The organism is Geotalea uraniireducens (assembly GCF_027943965.1).
Lineage (GTDB): Bacteria > Desulfobacterota > Desulfuromonadia > Geobacterales > Geobacteraceae > Geobacter > Geobacter uraniireducens.
Genome location: NZ_AP027151.1, coordinates 2,823,446 through 2,841,368, shown reverse-complemented (window position 1 = coordinate 2,841,368; position 17,923 = coordinate 2,823,446). Strand labels below are relative to the sequence as shown.

Sequence of the window (17,923 nt, the reverse complement as noted above, 5' to 3'; positions counted from 1 at the left end):
CCGGCCTGGGCGGGAGTGTTATGGCACATTTGAAACGGTACAACGACGGTCTTGTCAAACTCGATCTCTGGATTCGCCGCCTTTTGACCGTTGGCGATGAAGAGGCGCTCCACACGGCGCTCTGCGATGGTGCCTGCGACATTGTCCGGGCGGAGACGGCGGCGTTTACCACCATCGATCTGCCGGGGGGGAGTATTACCTACCGGGGGGCGTCCGGTTCGTGGCACCAGATGATGCAGGGGGTCACGACACCGCTCAAGCGAGGGAACTTGTTCTCTTCGCTTGCCGCCTGCGGCACGCCGCTACGCGCCGATCATCTCTCGATGTTGTCCCGGGGGAGTTTTGAGCTTTTCCAGATCATGGAGATGGACACCGCTCTGCTGGTTCCCTTGCTCGAAGAGGGGCGAGTAACCGGCTGCCTGTCGGCATTTCGGATCGGTTACCCCTTTGACCAGATCGACGAGCAGATCCTGCAGCAGTACGCCCATTCCGCATCAATGGTCTTGCGGACCTCAAGCCTGATGAAAGACCTCCGGCAGCAGGCGATGGCGCTGGAAGACGAAGTCACCGAACGGTCCCGGGCGGAACTGAAGCTGGAAGAGGCAAATGCCTTTCTCCATTCGGTCGTGAGTGGTGTTGCCGAGCCGCTGGTGGTGATCGGCCCCGATCGGCGGGTGATAATGACCAATCGGGCGGCAAAGAATTTTTTCCAGCTTGACGGTGACGCAAAGGGGGCGTACTGCTATAACGTTGTGCGCGGCCTCGATGTGCCGTGCGTGATGGAAGAGGGGACCCCCTGTCCGCTTGAGGAAGTTCGCAATTCGGGTGAAACGATGCTCTCGACTCTCCATCACCGGACGAGAGACGGCGAGCACCGGGTGGTGGAGATCATGGCGTCTCCACTGGTCGGGCCGGACGGCTCCATCAGCGGCATCATCGAATCGCTGCGGGATATAACGGCACGGAAAGAAGCGGAAAAGACCATCCGGCAGATGGCTTATTACGATGCCTTGACCGGGTTGCCCAACCGGCGGCTGTTCAACGACCGTCTTCGCCAGTCCTTGGCTCTTGCCCGTCGCCACAAGCGTCTGCTGGCCGTCATGTTCCTTGACCTCGACCGGTTCAAGCTGATCAATGATACGTTGGGACATGCCCTGGGCGATCAGTTGCTGATGGCGGTGACCAAGCGGCTCAAGGAATGTTGCCGGCGTGACGGCGATACGGTTGCCCGCCAGGGCGGAGACGAGTTCATTATCAATCTCTCTGCCGTTACCGATGTGAAAGATGCGGTAAAGGTCGCTCAAAAGATTATCGAGAGCTTCAAAAAATCTTTTCAAATTAGCGGCCATGAACTGTTTATAACCACCAGCATCGGCATTAGCATCTTTCCTTATGACGGCCGCAATGCCGAAGAGTTGATCAAAAATGCCGACTTTGCCATGTACCGGGCGAAAGAGCATGGCCGGAACAACTATCAGCTGTACACGCCGGAGATGAATACCAAGGCGGTTGAACGGCTGTCCCTTGAAAACAGCCTTCGCAAGGCGATCGAGCGGGAAGAATTCGTTCTGCATTATCAGCCGAAAGTGAACGTGGAGCATGGCCAGATCTCCTGTATGGAGGCACTGGTGCGTTGGCAGCATCCCACTCTGGGGGTCGTTCCGCCGGCCCGTTTTATCCCATTGGCGGAGGAGACGGGACTGATCGTGCCACTCGGCGAATGGGTACTTCGGACTGCCTGCCGGCAAAACAAGGAATGGCAGGATATCGGCTATCCGCCCATGCAGATAGCGGTTAACCTTTCACCGCGGCAACTCCAGCCGGGAAAGACCGTGGCAATGGTCGAGGCGGCGCTTCGGGACTCGCGGCTCGATCCTCACTGGCTGGTGCTGGAGATAACCGAGAGTGTCCTGATGGCCGGGGATGAGGCTACCGTTGAAATATTCCGTTATCTGGAGCGGCTGGGGGTCCAGATCGCTATCGATGATTTCGGCATCGGCTATTCGTCGCTCTACTACCTGAAGAAGTTTCCGGTTCACACGCTGAAGATCGATCGGTCGTTCATTCGGGATATCGCCTCCAATCCGGATGACGAGGCGATCACCAGCGCGGTGATCTCGATGGCCCATGGCTTGAATCTCAAAGTCGTTGCCGAAGGGGTGGAGACCGTCGATCAGCTTGAGGTATTGCGCTCCCTCAAGTGTCGGTATATGCAGGGCTATCTGTTCAGCCGGCCGATGCCCGCCGACCAGGTTGTGCCAATGTTTGGCCGGGCTGCGGAGTCGTGCCTCAATTTTTGCCGTTGGTGTTGAAGCCGTTTTGCGTTCGGGAGAGCCATGTCGTACTGGATACTGTTGACAGTTTTTGCATTTCTGCTCGGGGCGGTGATCGGCTCGTTTCTCAACGTCTGTATCCATCGGCTCCCTCTCGGCGAATCAATCGTTTTTCCTGCCTCACGCTGCCCGGCCTGCGGCACGAAGATCCGCCCGTGGGACAATATTCCGCTGCTCAGCTTCCTGTTGCTGCGCGGCAAGTGCCGTGCCTGCAAGGCGGCGATTTCGTTCCGCTATCCATTGGTGGAGCTGCTGAATGGGCTGCTCGCCCTAGCCCTGTTCCTCAAATTCGGCCCAACCGCCACTTTTTTCGTCCTGCTGGTCTTCTGCTCGGCACTGGTGGCGATTACCTTTATCGACCTCGACCATCAACTAATTCCCGATGTTATCAGTCTGCCAGGGATTGTCGTCGGCTTTGCCGCCTCGTTTTTCCTGCCGTGGCTCGGCTGGCTAAATTCCCTGATCGGGATTCTCCTTGGCGGCGGGAGCCTCTTGGCGGTGGCTTATCTCTATCAGCTTCTTACCAAAAAAGAAGGAATGGGGGGCGGCGATATCAAGCTGCTGGCGATGATGGGAGCGTTTCTCGGCTGGCGGGCGGTGCCGTTCATCATCTTTGCCGGTTCGCTGGTCGGATCGATCATTGGCGTCACCCTGATGTTGGCCCAGAAAAAGGACGGCAAGCTGGCGATTCCGTTCGGGCCGTTCCTGGCGTTCGGTGCGATCCTGTACATTTTTTACGGCAGGCAGCTCATTCATTGGTATCTGAACATCGGTTTCCGTTAAGGAGGGAGGCCTCCGGTGAAGCAGTTCAGATTCAGTCTCAGCTTCCTCATCCTGTCGTCGTTGTCTTTCCTTTTGATCCTCACCTGGATTCTGCTTAGTCTCATTTCGTTCAAGACTGCCGAAAAAGACCTGCTACAGCAAAAAAACGAACGGGCGCGGATTCTCCTCGGTTCGTTTGTTGCCCTTATGCCGCCGTCGCTCGATAAGATCGGCGAGTCCGCCGCCGGTATCCTGGCACAACGGCTGGCCCGTGAAGACGAATTTATCGGCCTGACGGTGATCGACCGTGATCGGCTGACACGCTATGCTCTCGGGCAGCAAGGGGCGGTTGACCGGCGCCTGCTCGAAACCCTGCAGACCGGTGCGGAATTCTCCTGGCTTCCCGCGGGGGGAGAGGTCCTCTGCCGCTCCGCACCGGTGCTCGTTAACGGTCAGGTCGCCGGCGCAGTGCGGCTGATGCTTTCGCTGAAAGGAGAACGGCGGCTGATGGCGCAGTCGCGCCATCTTCTTCTCGCTTATTTTGCCCTCGATTTTCTCTTGCTCCTGGCCGTCGGCTCGTTCCTGCTCTCCCGGTTTATTGTCGTCCCGATCCGGAGGTTGCTGGGCGCCACCGAGCGGATCAGTTCCGGTGATTTTTCCAGCCATGCTACGGTGCCGGGGGGGCGGGAGGTTGCCAATCTGGCCGAATCGTTCAACCGGATGGTCGATACGCTCCGGACCAAGCAGGAAGAGGTCCAGCGCTACGTTCATTCGCTGGAACAGGCCAATCGGCAGTTGCATGAGGCCCGCGAAGAGGCGATTCACTCTGAAAAGATGGCGTCGATCGGCTTGCTGGCGGCGGGGACAGCCCATGAAATCGGTACTCCGCTCGCGGCCATCATGGGCTATGCCGGGCTGCTGGGCGACGAGTTGGCAGCCGATGCCGAAAAGGCCGACTACGTTCGCCGGATTGAACAGGACGCGGAGCGGATCGACCGGATCGTCAGCGATCTTCTGAATTATGCCCGGCCGGCTGACGGCGTGGTGGAGGAATGCGACGTCAATACTCTGGTTGCTGCTACCGTCGAAATGCTCGATCGCCAGGGAGCGTTCAAGGGGATCAAACTCGCCCTGGCCATCGACCCCGAGTTGCCACCACTGCAGGCTGACCCGCATCAATTGCAACAGGTGCTGATCAACCTGCTGATCAATGCACGGGATGCGATGCCCGGTGGTGGGCGGCTGGATATCCGGACTGCCGACGGTACTTTCGCTTTGCAGCCAGCGCTATTACCTGCCGGGGAAGTGTCACCGGCCGTGCGCGGGCGGCGTACGGGCGACTTCGGCGGCGCGTTTCGGCACTCGTTTGCCGGTAATGGTGAAGCGGCCCCCTGCGTTTGGGTCGAGATTGCCGATACGGGGAGCGGCATCGATGCGGCCCATCTCGGCAAGATTTTCGATCCGTTTTTCACCACCAAGGAGCCCGGGAAGGGAACGGGACTCGGGCTGGCCATTTCTGCCCGCATCATTGATTCTTTCGGTGGAAGAATTACCGTCGACAGCGTTGTCGGCCGGGGAACGCGCTTTATCGTCTTGCTGCCGGTGCGTATCAGCAAGGAGGAAGAGTGACAGGGACGGAACGGATATCCCGGGTGCTGGTAATCGACGACGAGGAAAATCTCCGCCATATGCTCCGGGTAATGCTCGGCAAACACAATTACGCGGTAGATGTAGCTACGGACGGGGCAGCAGGCGTTACCCTTGCCCGACAGCAGCCGTATGATTTCATTCTCTGCGATATCCGGATGCCGGTGCTGGACGGACTCGGTTTCCTGCGCCAGGCCCAGGCGGCCGGAGTGACGGCCACGATCATCATGATGTCAGCCTATGGCACTGTCGATACGGCGATCGCCTGTATGAAGGAAGGGGCCTACGACTATGTCGCCAAGCCGTTCAAAAACGATGAGATCCTGCTGGTCCTGAAGAAGGCGGAAGAACGGGAGCGGCTGAAGGCAGAAAACAGGCGGTTGCGGGAAGAGGTGGCCCGGGAATACTCGTTTGCCAATATCATTTCCCGCAACGAACGAATGAAGGATATCTTTGCGCTGGTCAGGAAGGTCTGTGACGTCAGGACGCCGGTGTTGCTGCTTGGCGAGTCGGGAACGGGCAAGGAACTGGTGGCGCGAGCCATTCATTATCATGGCAGTCGGCGGGACGGCCCCTTTGTAGCACTCAATTGCGGGGCGATCCCGGAGAATCTCCTCGAATCGGAACTGTTCGGCCATGTCCGCGGCGCCTTTACCGATGCCGCTGCCGACCGGCGGGGGCTGTTCGAGGAGGCCGACGGAGGTACCCTCTTCCTCGACGAAATCGGTGACATGCCGCTCTCTCTCCAGGTCAAGTTGCTGCGAGTGCTCCAGGAGGGCGAGCTGCGCCGCCTTGGGGGGGCAAAGCAGATCAAAGTTGATGTGCGGATTATTTCCGCAACAGCCAAACGGCTCGATGCGGAGGTTGCGGCGGGAAATTTTCGCGAAGATCTCTATTTCCGCCTTAACGTGGTCAGTATCACCTTGCCGCCGCTCCGGGAACGACAGGAGGATATCCCCCTGCTCGTTGCCCATTTCCTGGAAAAATACGGCAAGGAATTCGGCAAACCGGGAGCGGCGGTGGCGGTTTCTCCCGAGGCGATGCAGCTGCTCCTGGCTTATTCCTGGCCAGGCAATGTCCGTGAACTGGAGAATTGCATCGAGCGTGGGCTGCTTCTTGCCGAAGAAGGGGGGCTTGCCCCGGAGGTCCTCCCCGGGCCAGTCAGGAAGCTGGCAGAGTCCGATCGTGCGCTCGGTGGAGATTCTCTCTCCATCAAAAAGGCCGAGGAAGAACTCGAAAGGGAGTTTATTCGTCGAGCCCTGGAAATTACCGGCGGCAACCGGACCCATGCTGCCCGGCTCCTGGAGATCAGTCATCGCTCGCTGCTTTATAAAATCAAGGAGTTCGGTCTGGAATAAAATAAGAGATTACTAATTTGCCGGTTGTAAATGAAGAGGGGCTGTGCAATACTTGCGGAGCCCCTTTTTGGTTGTCACATGGAGGTGACGCGAATGTGCGGTGTGGTCCTTCGCCACGCTTCTCCAGGGATGGAGAAACGTGGCGCTCGGGGATTTACCCTCTTCGAACTGCTTGTCGCGCTGGCGATCATCGCTATCGTCGTTGCTGTGGCAATTCCCGCCTTTAGCTCTCTGTATGGTGATGTTTGTCTCAAGGCTGCCGTCTGGGAGATCGGCCAGATGATCAAGGAAGGGAAGCAGCGAGGATTGGAAGAGGCGGACTATGCGCTCTGCTTCAATCCTCCGGTGGGGAAAGTGACACTTGTCTCAGGGCGGGGGCCGGATGGTGAGTGGAACACCGCCGACGATCCGGTTGTCCGCGCCCTTTTTCTGTCGACCAAGGGGGGCGGCCTCAAATTCGGCACCGGTGGCCACGGCCCGTATCAGCCCGGTCGTGCCGATCCGGAGGATGGCATCAGCTTCGCAACTCCGGAAAACGTCATGGTCTGCAACACGCGGCTTACCGGCAATGGTGGTACGATATATGTTCAGTCGGCATCCGGCGGGGCAATGGCGTTGGTGGTCAACTCGATAGATTTCAGTTATTCCACTTGGCGCTGGTCCGGTAAACGATGGGTGAAGATGTAAGCGGGCTGGGGGCGTGCTTCGACAGGGGCTATGCAAATATTGCATAGCCCCTGTCATTTTTGGCCCCGGTTCGTGCAAGTGGGCGTACGTAAAATCAGTAAGTTATACGTTGGCAAAGATGGTTTGTCGGCATGGCATGTTAGTTGCTGGTATTGCTGAGAGATAATCCGGGTTGTGCTGATCTAGTGGAAAGTGGGGGCGTGGCGATGAAAATGCCGGGAGGCGGGATGAATCAGCGGGGGTTCACCCTGGTCGAGTTACTGGTTTCGGTGACGCTCATGGTTATCGGCGTGTTCGCGGTCGTCAGCATGATCAGTGTATCGATGCGCTCCGACATGATTGCCAACGGTATTGCGACAAAAACCGGCCTTGCCCGGGAGGTGCTGGAGGATATCACTTCCCGCTCGACGTCGGATTCGGTGCTCATTACAACTGCACTCAACCAGAACTACAATTTTTATACTCCCCATACCCTCCCCGGATCGAGCACGCAAAGTCAAACCACGATCCAGTCGGCTACCTATACGGCAACATATTCGGTGCAGATAAATACCCCGAGTAGTGGTGTTTCGCAGATCACTGCCAGCATCAGCGGCGGCTCGGGTGGCGTCGTCTCCATGACCTCCTACAAGAGGGTAAACTGATGAATAGACTGTCCAAAAGAGAAAAGGGCTTTACGCTTGTCGAAATGCTCGTTGTCGTGGCTATTTTTGGTGTGATCATGGGGGCGGTTTATTCGCTCTATCTGGCACATCAGCGGGCCGCCTACAAGCAACAGGATGTGATGGAACTACAGCAAAACCTGGTGATCGGCATGGATTCCCTGATCAAGGATATCCGGATGACCGGTTTTCTTGTCACCAAAAGCGCAACACAGCCGTATGTGTCGACGCTTGGTCATTATTCAAGCCAAGTGACACTCTATTCGGCATCGTCATTGGCAACCAATACCATGCAGATTACGAAAGACATCGCGACGGTTGCCGGTCCCACCCTCGGGCCAATTTCCGTCGATTCCGCAGACTCGCTCAGCTGGTTCCATAAGAATGATACGGTGCGGATCATCCGGACCTCTACCGCATCTTTTATCCAACCGATCCTTGCCGACAACCAGAATGATACGGCGACGACGTCGATATTCACCATCTATACGACAAGCAGCGGGACGCCGAGCGTTACCCTTGCCCGGTCGCCCGATTTCCCGGCGGATGTCGATTTCAAAGCTGGCGATCTGATCGTAAAAGTCTTGGGGGCGAACTACCCGGAGTCGATCTCTTATGTGGTCGAGGGGTGCGACGGTTCGGAAGACCCGATTAAGTGCTTAAAGCGTACTGCCGGCGGGGCTACTCAGTTAGTAGCCCGTTACATTACCGGGCTGCATTTCTCGTACATCATGGATGACAATACGGAGACGAACACTCCCTCTGACGACCAGATCAAAGACGATCTCCGGGCGATCAAGGTCACTCTGACTGGCCAGACGACAAAAAAGGTGTCACCGACCGATACATCCAGTACCCGTCAGTTGACGACAATCGTCAATATGCGCAACAGGAGGCAATAGATGCAGGGCTTTCACCAGAAATGTCTCCGGGAAATTGAGGGGGTGTTGGATAACGAGCGGGGGATAACGCTGGTTATTGTGTTGTTGATGCTGGTCATCCTGGGAATCCTGGGGGCATCGCTGCTCTCCACTACAACCACCGACGTGCAGATTGCCGGAAATGCCCGAAACAACGAACAGGCGTTCTACGTCACCGAGGCGGCATTGCAATATGCCGAAACCAATAGTGATATCTACAAGGCGATCAACCCCGGGGTCCAGGATACTTATAGCAGTTCGGTGACGGTCAACGGCAAGATGGCCAAAGTAGTAGTCAAATATACCGGGGCAAGTCCGCCCCCCTCTGGATATGACGCAACGGAGTTCCAGTCCAATCTGTACACGATCAGCGCCACCGGGTCTGGCCCGAATAACGCCCAGGCAAGCCTGGAGTCTGGTATGGCCCGGATCGTGCCGAAGGCGAAAGATTATTGAACTGCGGATTTCCGCAGAGGAAAGAGTCGGGAGGAATGCTCATGAAGAAGAATCAGCCGCTCATGATCTCAGTGCTGGTCGCGATAATCCTGGTGGTAGGAGTGGCGTTTGAATTGTCGGTAACGACTGCTGCTGTAAATGCCGCTGAAGCGCCTGCCGGATACAACCCGGCCAAGACCTATCCCGGGCCGTGGGGCAGCAAACTCCTCTACTATCGCAATCGCAACTCCGCCCAATGGCTGCGGGGGCTGAACGGCAATCTGAGCACTGTTAGCTGTAACGATGCCTATAACAGCTTCAGCAGAACTGGCAGGTGGCAAGGACATCTGCAGCCCTCGGGGGCATGTGGCCCCCTGGCAGAGCCATCCTCTTGGGCTTTGGGTAACTATTTAAACTTCTTGAGCAGTTCTGCACAGTGAGAATGTGCATGGTGAGCAGACAATTTGACGGCCGAAGACTGATCCTTCCCGACGGCGGAGGTTACTTATGAAACGGTGGTTAGTGATGATCGGGGTGCTGGCGGCAATCTTGCCAGTGGCGGCAATGCCGGTGGCGGCGGCGCCCGACCAGTATGGCGGCGATACATCCATTTACGGCGGCGCGACGGCTGCCATCCAGCCGAACGTGCTGATCATTATCGATACTTCCGGCAGTATGGCCGACTCGGTCCCGTCCACTACCTACGATCCGAGTACGACCTATCCTGCGGTCAATGCGTGCGGTAACTACTGGTCACCCCAGGCGTGCAGTACCAATACGGTTTACCAGTATAGCAATTCTACCTATACCTCCCTGGGCGTGAGCGTCACAAACGTTACTACCACGTGTAGCGGTGTTAATCCCCAGTCGCTCCTCCAGACCACCGGCGAATACAGCGGCAGGAAACTCACCACCAGCGGCGCTTGCAGTAATAGGGGGTCGGGAACATACTACATTGGCAACTATATAAACTGGCTGCTCGGGCCGAACAATTCGATGCGCCCCAAGATCGACATCGCCAAGGAGGTCATCAAGAACCTCGTTACCAGCACCACCGGGGTGAAGTTTGGCCTGATGCGCTACCATTACGTCTCCGGTAGCGGTCAGGGGGCCGAATTCATCAGCGCCTTACCGTCAGGGTTATCTAGTTCGTATGTGACCACCGTCAAGAACATGGACGATATCTTCAGCGGCACGACCACCAATCGTCAGGCTTTGACCTCGGTCGTTGACAACCTTGCCGCCAATGGCAATACCCCGCTCGGCGAATCGTTGTTCGAGGCGATGCGCTATTTTACCGGCGGGGCCCCTGCCTTCGGCAGTACGGTCGGTGTCACAAGCGGGAAGTATACGTCGCCGATCGAATCGAGTTGCCAGAAAAACTATGTCATTGTTGTCACCGACGGGATGGCCAATGCCGATGACAGCTCGGTTCTGAAAACCATCTGTTCGAGCGGCGACTGCGATGGCGACGGGCAGGAACCTAACAATCTCGACCACATCCTGGATGATGTGGCCAAGTATCTCTATGATAACGATCTCTCCACTGGTTATGACGGCAAACAGAATGTCACCACCTATGCCATCGGTTTCGGCGATGTCGGCTCGGATGCGACGGCAGTGGATCTGCTGAACCGGGCTACCGACAGCAGCCACGGTCACGGTCAGGCCTTCCTGGCCGGCAACCAGACCCAGTTGGCCGCGGCCCTGACCCAGGTAATGTCGCAAATCTTCTCGGTCGATACCTCCTTCGTGGCGCCGGTGGTGCCGGTCAGTCCGGAAAACAAGACTTATAACGCCAGCCGGGTTTACATGGGGTTCTTCAAACCGGTGAACCAGACCTACTGGGCCGGTAATCTGAAGAAATACGGCCTCGACAGTAATAGCAACCTGATTGACCAGGCCGGGGTGATTGCCAATTATGTTGACCTCGATGGCGACCGCACAGATGACAATAGCGGAGTTACGCTGCCGACGGGGGCGGTGAACGGGACCTTCAAGGCAAGCTCCGTCTCGTACTGGAATTCCATTGCCGACGGTGGCCAGGTTGACGAAGGGGGGGCTGGTTCCGTCCTGGAGAGCCGGGATTTCGGTGCCAATCCGCGGAAAATCTATACCTATGTCAGCACAAACACCGACCTGACCGATGCGAGCAATGCCTTTTCGACGGGGAATACGAACATCACTGCTACGACTCTCAATGTGGCCGATAGTGCTACGAAGGACAAGCTGATCAACTTCATCACCGGTTACGATGCCTATGATGAGAACCTGAACAGCAATACCACCGAGAAGCGAGCCTGGGTTTTCGGTGATGTCCTCCATGCCAAGCCGCTGGTTGTCAATTTCAAGAGCTATACGGTTTCTTCTTCAACTGAGTCGAATTGGAGCTACAACCAAACGATGATCTTTGTCGGCGACAACGACGGCATGCTGCACGCCATCAAGGATTGTGACGGCAGCGAGGCGTGGGCCTTCATTCCTCCTGCTGTGCTACCCAATCTCAAGGAGATTCCGGGCCAGACCCATACCTACTTCGTCGATTCGTCGCCCGTGGTGTACATCTATGATAAGAACGGCAATGGGTCGATCGAAACCGGTGACGGCGACAAGGTAATCCTGCTCTTCGGCCTCCGCCGCGGCGGTGGCACCAATACCTTGCCAGCCACCGGCTACTACTATGCTTTGGACGTGAGTAATCCCCTTAGTCCGCGATACCTTTGGAGCATTTCCGGGGCGGATACCAACTTCGGGAACCTCGGCGAAAGTTTCAGTGAGCCGCGCATCACCAAGATGAAAATCGGTAGCGAGAAGGATATTGTGGCGTTCATCGGCGGCGGGTACGACAACCTGAATGAAGACTCCCGGTATGGTGCCACCCAGACGTACAACGGGACCGGCACGGTCACTGTCGCCAATAACGGTGGTGGGGCGTATACCAGTGACGATGGGAGTGTGCCGCTCACCCCCCGGGGAGGGGCGATTTATGCCGTGAAGATTGCCAGCTTGAACAATGCCGGCGTTCCAACCGTTGTCAGTACCCCAACCAAGATCTGGAGCTGTGAATACGGGACCGCTGCCCAGCAGGCCAGCGCGCCGGCTAACTACAGTACTGGTATGACGTTCTCCTTCCCCGGCGAAATTGCCAACGTGGACACGGATGCGAACGGCTATACGGATCGCCTGTATGCCGTTGACCTGGGTGGAAACCTCTGGCGGTTTAACGTCGGTTCCTCGACCGTGAGCAGTTGGCGGGGCTACAAGATTTTCAGTGCCAATTCTGGCGCCGACGGGACGGTGGGGCGTAAGGCGTTTTATAAGCCAGCGGTCAGCTTGGAGAGCACTTTCACTTCGTCCTCTGCCGGCAGGGATGCACTGATCCTGTTTGGTACTGGGGATCGGGAACATCCATTGAACCTCAATGTCGTCGACCGGCTCTATGCCGTACGCGACAAGGGGCAAACCAGCGCCAAATCGGAAAGTGACTTGGTTGACGTGACCACGGACGATCTCCAGTCACCGACAGCAGATGCCGCTACGGTAAAAAACACGCTTGACGCCCTGAGCGCAACGAGCAACTACGGCTGGTATATCAAGCTGAACCAGAACACCGGGGAGAAAGTCCTTGCTTCGCCGACGCTCTTCAACAAGGTCATTTATTTCACAACATTTTCCCCAAGTACGACGTCAACCGTCGACCCTTGTCAGCCGGCCAACCTCGGCAGCAGCCTGCTCTATGCATTGAACTACCAGACCGGGGAGGCGGTGCAGAATTACGACAAGAGCAACGATACGGCTTCGACAACAAACGTACGTGCCTTCATGAATGGCAGCAATTCATCCAACGGTGTGCTGCTCCGGAGCGATCGGGTCATGACGCTTGGCCAGGGGATACCTTCCGGGGTGGTTCTTATTGTCAATTCTGGCGGCGAGGTTAAGGGGATCGTTGGCACCGGCGGCAATATTGCTCAGGTGGACGTGAAGAAATACGGCGGTATCGTCCCGCTCTATTGGCGGCAGAAATAGGTGAATGGCTGGGCCGGTTACCGGCTGGCGGAAATTATGAGCAGATTAAGTAAACGATGGTGTTATGTTGCGGGATGTCTGGTTCTGCTGGTTTTTTTCGGCTGTTCCAGCGCCGATAACTCGCGCCGTCCAGGAGCGGTGGCTCGGGGTGCCGGTTCATCTGAGCGGATGAGCGGGGATCTGCAGGTGCGGCTCGTCCCGGAAGCGCCGACGATTGCTTCAACACTGCAGGCGGTCTATTGTGGCCCCGGTTCTCCCCGGTTCAGTTGGGAAAAAAACGGCGCCGCGCTGGATGAAAGCGGGGCAACTCTGACCGGTAAGGATTTTCACAAGGGAGATACCCTGGCGGTGATTGTCTCGGCAGGAGGGAAAGAGGGGCGGGCCGAGGTCGTTATTGGCAATAGCCCACCGGAAATCAGTTCGGTCAGTTGGACGCCGGAAATTGTCCGCCACGGGACCGATCTTGTCGTAACCCCTTCAGGGAGCGATGCTGACGGCGATTATCTGTGGTACAGCTATCGGTGGCAAATTAATGGCACGACGCTGGCCGACGATACGCCCCTTCTGCGCGGGGATCGATTCGTCAGGGGGGACCGGATCTCGCTGACCATCACGCCGAATGACACAGACGGACCGGGGCGGCCATTTGTGGTACCGGATTTTATTGTCCCCAACAGTCAGCCTTATTTTGTCAGTACCCCGCCGAACGGATTCCAGGGAACAATGTACGTTTATAATGCCGTCGCCCGGGATCCCGATGGCGATCCGTTGACCTATTCGTTGGCGCAGGCGCCGGCAGGAATGACCGTCAACCCTGGTACCGGCAGGATTTCCTGGGCAATTGGCAGCCGCGACGCCGGGGCTCACACTGTTGAAGTGGTGGCCCTTGACAGTAACGGGAGCAGGCAGAGCCAAATCTACACAATCACGGTCAACATCCCTTGAGAGGAAGTGATATGCAGCGTACCAGGCAGGATGACGTTCAAGCCAAACTTGCGCAGCGTGGGTTCACTCTTGCGGAACTGCTGACGGCCATTGCCATCATGGCGGTGGTTTTTGCTCTTGCCGTTCCGAACCTGATCCAGTGGCAACAGAATGCCCTCTACCGCGAGGCTGCCCAATCGGTTCTTGCCGCACTAAGGAGCACCCGGAGCGGGGCAGTCACGTACAATATCCAGCATGAGACCGAATTCGACAATGCAACCAATCAATACCGAATAACCAGAAAGAGCGCTTCGACCAGTGCGCTGTTTGATCGGGTTGTCCAACCGTGGAGCGCCTTGCCTGCGGGCGTGTTCCTCAATTGCAGCTCCGCTTCAAGCCTCAATATCGTGTTCAATCCCAACGGAACTGCGACCATTCCCAATTCTGCCACTACCGCCGCGATTCGTATTAAAGACAATTCGTCAACAACGAGATTCAGCGTTGAAGTTTCTCAGAGTGGACTGGTAATGATTCGCTAGCAACTCAGTGTTATTTTGCTTCGTCCTCTGGGGCTCCTGTCGATAAATCCCTGGGATGCTACGGTACCCATTACAAAATTTGTTACCTAAATGGTTTTTTGGCAGAATATTGTCATTCCCTTGACTGGTCGTCCTTTGCATAAGTATGACCTGTAGCTGTAATAATTTAATTTTATTGCAATTTGTCACGAATTGCCAAAGTGGAACTTCGTTTGCATACAAGGGAAAGAACGTCGGGCAAACACTGAAAAATGGCATTGCTTACCGACGAGAGTTTTACCCTCACATCCACATAGCTGCTGATATCGATAATACTCAACCATCCGCGAGGGTGGGGCGGAAAGCCTACAGGGTCTCTCCGAGACAGCCGGGTTGCCGAAATATCATATGACCAATATGAGACGGCCCCGGCTTTTTTGTTGTCTCTCATTGGTACTGACTGCGCAGCCCAGGTGACTTATATGGTTTGCGAAGCCGCATATATATTCGGATTCTCTCGGTTTGATCACTCAGATGATCCGGTATCGTTACATAATTCTTTTCAGATATTTCAATTTAGTTCAAATTTAACTAATTTCTTGACATTCATTTCAATTTTAGTACATTTCGCTGGAAAACATATTTTTCTGCGGGATAATGCGATGAAATATCGAAACAATGTCCGGAAGATTCGTGAAGAACGGCTCATGAGCAAGTCGGAGCTGGCGCGGCTTGCCGGCGTTTCTCCGGCGACTATCGATCGAATCGAGCGTGGCGAAGAGTGTAGAATGGAAACCAAGAGAAAGATATTGCTGGCTCTTGGTTTTTCTTTATCGGAAAAAGACGCGGTGTTTCTCGATTAACCATCTTATCATTGGGACAGACTATGTTTTTATCCAAGAAAAGAGAACTCGTCGGGGTCGATATCGGTTCCAGCTCCGTGAAACTGGTACAGCTAAGAGAGCAAAAAGGCTCCTTCTACTTGGCGAATATTGGCATTGTTCCGCTCCCACCTGAAGCGATTGTCGACAATACGTTGATGGATAGTTCAGCTGTTGTCGACGCAATCAAGAGTCTTTTTGCCAGCCTCAACATTAAAATAAAAGAGGTTGCCTGTTCGATTTCCGGTAACACGGTGATCATCCGCAAGATCAAGTTGCCGGCGATGCCTTCTGAAGAACTAGAAGATCAGATTCAGTGGGAAGCCGAGCAGTATATCCCGTTTGATATTAATGATGTGAATATCGACTTCCAGATTCTTGATCCTGATGAAGAAGACCCGTCCCGAATGAACGTTCTGCTGGTGGCGAGCAAGAAGGACATCATCAACGACTATGTGAACGTCTTTGCCGAAAGCGGCCTGAAGCTGGTCGTTGTCGATGTCGATTCGTTCGCGGTGCAGAATATCTATGAGCAGAATTATGATTCGGCTCCTGACGAGGTCGTGGCCCTGATTAACATTGGCGCGAGCATTCTGAACCTCAATGTTGTCAAGGGGGGGGTATCGCTCTTCACCCGTGATGTTCAGATGGGAGGGAATCTTTTCACCGAAGAAATCCAGAAACAATTCGCTTTGAGCAGTGAAGACGCCGAGGCAGCCAAAATTAGCGGCGAATGTGCGGATAAGACGAAGTTGCGGGATATCCTCTCGCGGATTGATGAAACTCTGGCCATTGAAATTCGTCGCTCGCTGGACTTCTACAATACGACAGCCGGGGACGGGAAAATCAGTAAAGTATATTTGAGTGGTGGTGCCGCCAAGACGCAAATGCTTGCCGAAGCGGTGCACAATAAACTTGGCGTGCCGGTTGAGATGCTCAATCCATTGCAGAAAATAGTTTACAACGAGAAAGAATTCGATCTGGGATACCTGCAGGAAATCGCGCCGCTCGTTACCGTTGCCTTGGGGCTGGCCACAAGGAGGGTAGGGGATAAATGGTAAGGATCAACCTTCTACCGGTTCGGACGTCGAAGAAAAAGGAAACCGCCAAACAACAACTGGCGTTGCTGGTCGTCTCTGTGGCTGTTGTATTGGTGGCGGGACTGGGGCTTTATGGCTATGCCCAGGCGCGGATCAAGTCAGTCAAGAGTGAAATCGACACCGCAGAAAATGACCTGCGGCAGTTGAAGACGAAGATCGGCGAGCTGGAAAACATCAAGAAGCTGAAAGAAGCGGTAACCAAAAAGCTCGACGTACTTGCCCAGTTGCGTAAGGAAAAGACCGGCCCGGTACGACGGCTGGCCACTCTGAGCGATGCCACGCCCGAGAAGCTCTGGCTGACAAAATACAGCGAGAACGGTCCTAATGTCAGTATCGGCGGGGTAGCTCTCGATGAAACGCTGATTGCGGACTTTATGCGCAATCTGCAGAATTCACCGGACTATGTCAATATTGAATTGGTTGTTTCCGAACAGACGGAACTCAACGGTGTCAAGGCCAAGCGGTTTGAAATTACCTGCGTGCTCAAATCGTTCAAAAAAGAAGAACCGCCTGTCGCCAAAAAGTGACGCCAAGTCAAGGACTCTCCATGGATCCACAAATCGAGAAACTTCTTAAGCTGCCGAATCGACAAAAGATGGCCCTCTTCATTGCCATCCTTGCTTTTGAGGGGATAGCACTTTACTGGGGGCTCTTCCTTCCCAAGCAGAAAGAGCTCGCCGACTTGCAGGGGCGGCTGGAAGGCCTGCGCAGTGAAGTGCAGGACAAAACCCGGATTGCCAACAACCTGCCGAAACTCAAGCGTGAATACCAGCAGCTGCAAAAAGATCTTGAAAGTGCGCTGACCGAATTGCCCAACCAGAAAGAGATTCCCTCGCTTCTTACTGCAATAACCGACGCCGGAAAGAATTCCGGGCTCGATTTTCTGCTCTTCCGGCCGAAACCCGAGGTCCCAAAAGAGTTTTATGCTGAGGTTCCTGTAGATATTTCGATTTCCGGCTCGTTTTACAGTGTTGCTAATTTTTTTAATGATGTTGGTGCATTGCCCCGGATCGTGAATATTGCCAACGTCTCATTCGCTGATATCAAGTCGACTGGAGGAAGAACAACTGTTCGGGTAAACTGCCTGGCAACCACCTTCCGCTTTATCGATAAGAAAGAGACTTCGGATGATAAGAAAAAGAAATAGCGTACCGTTACTCATTGCCATGGTGGCTTTGCTGCTAGCGCTGCCGGGATGCCAAAAGGGCGAGCAGGCATCCCAGCCACCACCGCCGGTTCATAAGGCGAAAGCAAATCCATCGGTGCCGCCGGTGCAGAAGCAGCTCAGTTCTGCTGCATTGTCTCCTGGCGTTTCGGCCCGCCTCGTTTTTGCTAACCGCAAAGATCCATTCCGCCCTTATCTCCAGGCAAAGGTGGAAAAAGGTTCCGTGGCCAAATCCCGGCCGGCAAGCCTGTTACCGATACTGAGCTACGCTGTCGGGCAGTTCCGGGTTACCGGCATCATTGCCGGCTTGCGAGAAAACAAGGCGCTGGTTGTTGACCCGGCAGGGAAAGGTTACGTGGTTACGGTTGGCATGAATATCGGTTCGAATAACGGCGTAATCACCAAGATCGGCCCGTCGTTTATCGAAATTTCTGAAAAGTTCAAAGATGACGCCGGCAAGACTAAGAAAAGGCTGGTCAAGCTTTCTCTGACGAAGAAACAGTAA

At 55.3% G+C, this 17,923-nt stretch carries 17 protein-coding genes and 1 riboswitch; all 17 genes read left to right on the top strand.

Annotated elements, in window-relative coordinates; all coding sequences use genetic code 11:
• The first annotated feature begins 20 nt into the window (after nucleotides 1–20).
• The 17 genes from QMN23_RS13330 to QMN23_RS13250 all read left to right on the top strand — a co-directional run bounded on the left by QMN23_RS13330 (nucleotide 21) and on the right by QMN23_RS13250 (nucleotide 17,923).
• Entirely contained in the window at nucleotides 21–2,312 is a 2,292-nt protein-coding gene (locus QMN23_RS13330) for a putative bifunctional diguanylate cyclase/phosphodiesterase (RefSeq protein WP_281999820.1), read from the top strand.
• A 24-nt stretch (nucleotides 2,313–2,336) separates the two neighbouring features.
• The gene (locus QMN23_RS13325) at nucleotides 2,337–3,116 is read left to right on the top strand and encodes a prepilin peptidase (RefSeq protein WP_281999819.1); all 780 of its coding nucleotides are present in this window, start codon (nucleotides 2,337–2,339) and stop codon (nucleotides 3,114–3,116) included.
• Between the two features lie 15 nt (nucleotides 3,117–3,131).
• Complete coding sequence (locus QMN23_RS13320) at nucleotides 3,132–4,724, top strand: sensor histidine kinase (RefSeq protein WP_281999818.1); 1,593 nt, start codon at nucleotides 3,132–3,134, stop codon at nucleotides 4,722–4,724.
• A gap of 59 nt (nucleotides 4,725–4,783) precedes the next feature.
• Nucleotides 4,784–6,100, top strand: coding sequence for a sigma-54-dependent transcriptional regulator (locus QMN23_RS13315; RefSeq protein ID WP_432613107.1), 1,317 nt, complete (start codon nucleotides 4,784–4,786; stop codon nucleotides 6,098–6,100).
• 93 nt (nucleotides 6,101–6,193) lie between these two features.
• Entirely contained in the window at nucleotides 6,194–6,787 is a 594-nt protein-coding gene (locus tag QMN23_RS13310; protein ID WP_281999816.1) for a prepilin-type N-terminal cleavage/methylation domain-containing protein, read from the top strand.
• Nucleotides 6,788–6,993: 206 nt separating this feature from the next.
• A complete protein-coding gene (locus QMN23_RS13305) occupies nucleotides 6,994–7,431 on the top strand; it encodes a prepilin-type N-terminal cleavage/methylation domain-containing protein (RefSeq protein ID WP_281999815.1) in 438 nt (145 codons plus the stop codon).
• Entirely contained in the window at nucleotides 7,431–8,351 is a 921-nt protein-coding gene (locus QMN23_RS13300; protein ID WP_281999814.1) for a PilW family protein, read from the top strand. The genes QMN23_RS13305 and QMN23_RS13300 overlap by 1 nt, the downstream gene beginning before the upstream one ends.
• The gene (locus tag QMN23_RS13295) at nucleotides 8,352–8,825 is read left to right on the top strand and encodes a pilus assembly PilX family protein (RefSeq protein WP_281999813.1); all 474 of its coding nucleotides are present in this window, start codon (nucleotides 8,352–8,354) and stop codon (nucleotides 8,823–8,825) included.
• Nucleotides 8,826–8,866: 41 nt separating this feature from the next.
• Nucleotides 8,867–9,244 carry a hypothetical protein gene (locus QMN23_RS13290; protein WP_281999812.1) on the top strand — a complete coding sequence of 126 codons (378 nt, stop codon included), beginning with the start codon at nucleotides 8,867–8,869 and terminating at the stop codon, nucleotides 9,242–9,244.
• 67 nt (nucleotides 9,245–9,311) lie between these two features.
• Nucleotides 9,312–12,830, top strand: coding sequence for a pilus assembly protein (locus QMN23_RS13285; RefSeq protein WP_281999811.1), 3,519 nt, complete (start codon nucleotides 9,312–9,314; stop codon nucleotides 12,828–12,830).
• A 168-nt stretch (nucleotides 12,831–12,998) separates the two neighbouring features.
• On the top strand, nucleotides 12,999–13,775 hold the full coding sequence (locus tag QMN23_RS13280; protein ID WP_281999810.1) for a putative Ig domain-containing protein: 777 nt from the start codon (nucleotides 12,999–13,001) through the stop codon (nucleotides 13,773–13,775).
• An 11-nt stretch (nucleotides 13,776–13,786) separates the two neighbouring features.
• Nucleotides 13,787–14,293: a GspH/FimT family pseudopilin gene (locus tag QMN23_RS13275; protein ID WP_281999809.1), complete on the top strand. Its 507-nt coding sequence runs from the start codon at nucleotides 13,787–13,789 to the stop codon at nucleotides 14,291–14,293.
• Nucleotides 14,294–14,596: 303 nt separating this feature from the next.
• Nucleotides 14,597–14,673, top strand: a riboswitch (cyclic di-GMP riboswitch).
• Nucleotides 14,674–14,934: 261 nt separating this feature from the next.
• Nucleotides 14,935–15,135, top strand: a complete 201-nt coding sequence (locus QMN23_RS13270) for a helix-turn-helix transcriptional regulator (protein ID WP_282003898.1) — start codon at nucleotides 14,935–14,937, stop codon at nucleotides 15,133–15,135.
• Nucleotides 15,136–15,158: 23 nt separating this feature from the next.
• The gene (gene pilM, locus QMN23_RS13265) at nucleotides 15,159–16,214 is read left to right on the top strand and encodes a type IV pilus biogenesis protein PilM (protein ID WP_281999808.1); all 1,056 of its coding nucleotides are present in this window, start codon (nucleotides 15,159–15,161) and stop codon (nucleotides 16,212–16,214) included.
• Nucleotides 16,208–16,780, top strand: a complete 573-nt coding sequence (locus QMN23_RS13260) for a PilN domain-containing protein (RefSeq protein ID WP_281999807.1) — start codon at nucleotides 16,208–16,210, stop codon at nucleotides 16,778–16,780. The genes pilM and QMN23_RS13260 overlap by 7 nt, the downstream gene beginning before the upstream one ends.
• Nucleotides 16,781–16,800: 20 nt before the next feature.
• Nucleotides 16,801–17,400, top strand: a complete 600-nt coding sequence (locus QMN23_RS13255) for a type 4a pilus biogenesis protein PilO (protein WP_281999806.1) — start codon at nucleotides 16,801–16,803, stop codon at nucleotides 17,398–17,400.
• Nucleotides 17,381–17,923 (top strand): pilus assembly protein PilP, encoded by a 543-nt coding sequence (locus QMN23_RS13250; RefSeq protein WP_281999805.1) that lies wholly within the window; start codon nucleotides 17,381–17,383, stop codon nucleotides 17,921–17,923. The genes QMN23_RS13255 and QMN23_RS13250 overlap by 20 nt, the downstream gene beginning before the upstream one ends.

Coding starts and splice junctions, on each gene's coding strand:
- QMN23_RS13330 (WP_281999820.1), top strand. CDS start 21: ATGGCACATTTGAAACGGTACAACGACGGTCTTGTCAAACTCGATCTC.
- QMN23_RS13325 (WP_281999819.1), top strand. CDS start 2,337: ATGTCGTACTGGATACTGTTGACAGTTTTTGCATTTCTGCTCGGGGCG.
- QMN23_RS13315 (WP_432613107.1), top strand. CDS start 4,784: ATGCTCCGGGTAATGCTCGGCAAACACAATTACGCGGTAGATGTAGCT.
- QMN23_RS13310 (WP_281999816.1), top strand. CDS start 6,194: ATGTGCGGTGTGGTCCTTCGCCACGCTTCTCCAGGGATGGAGAAACGT.
- QMN23_RS13305 (WP_281999815.1), top strand. CDS start 6,994: ATGAAAATGCCGGGAGGCGGGATGAATCAGCGGGGGTTCACCCTGGTC.
- QMN23_RS13300 (WP_281999814.1), top strand. CDS start 7,431: ATGAATAGACTGTCCAAAAGAGAAAAGGGCTTTACGCTTGTCGAAATG.
- QMN23_RS13295 (WP_281999813.1), top strand. CDS start 8,352: ATGCAGGGCTTTCACCAGAAATGTCTCCGGGAAATTGAGGGGGTGTTG.
- QMN23_RS13290 (WP_281999812.1), top strand. CDS start 8,867: ATGAAGAAGAATCAGCCGCTCATGATCTCAGTGCTGGTCGCGATAATC.
- QMN23_RS13285 (WP_281999811.1), top strand. CDS start 9,312: ATGAAACGGTGGTTAGTGATGATCGGGGTGCTGGCGGCAATCTTGCCA.
- QMN23_RS13280 (WP_281999810.1), top strand. CDS start 12,999: ATGAGCGGGGATCTGCAGGTGCGGCTCGTCCCGGAAGCGCCGACGATT.
- QMN23_RS13275 (WP_281999809.1), top strand. CDS start 13,787: ATGCAGCGTACCAGGCAGGATGACGTTCAAGCCAAACTTGCGCAGCGT.
- QMN23_RS13270 (WP_282003898.1), top strand. CDS start 14,935: ATGAAATATCGAAACAATGTCCGGAAGATTCGTGAAGAACGGCTCATG.
- pilM (WP_281999808.1), top strand. CDS start 15,159: ATGTTTTTATCCAAGAAAAGAGAACTCGTCGGGGTCGATATCGGTTCC.
- QMN23_RS13260 (WP_281999807.1), top strand. CDS start 16,208: ATGGTAAGGATCAACCTTCTACCGGTTCGGACGTCGAAGAAAAAGGAA.
- QMN23_RS13255 (WP_281999806.1), top strand. CDS start 16,801: ATGGATCCACAAATCGAGAAACTTCTTAAGCTGCCGAATCGACAAAAG.
- QMN23_RS13250 (WP_281999805.1), top strand. CDS start 17,381: ATGATAAGAAAAAGAAATAGCGTACCGTTACTCATTGCCATGGTGGCT.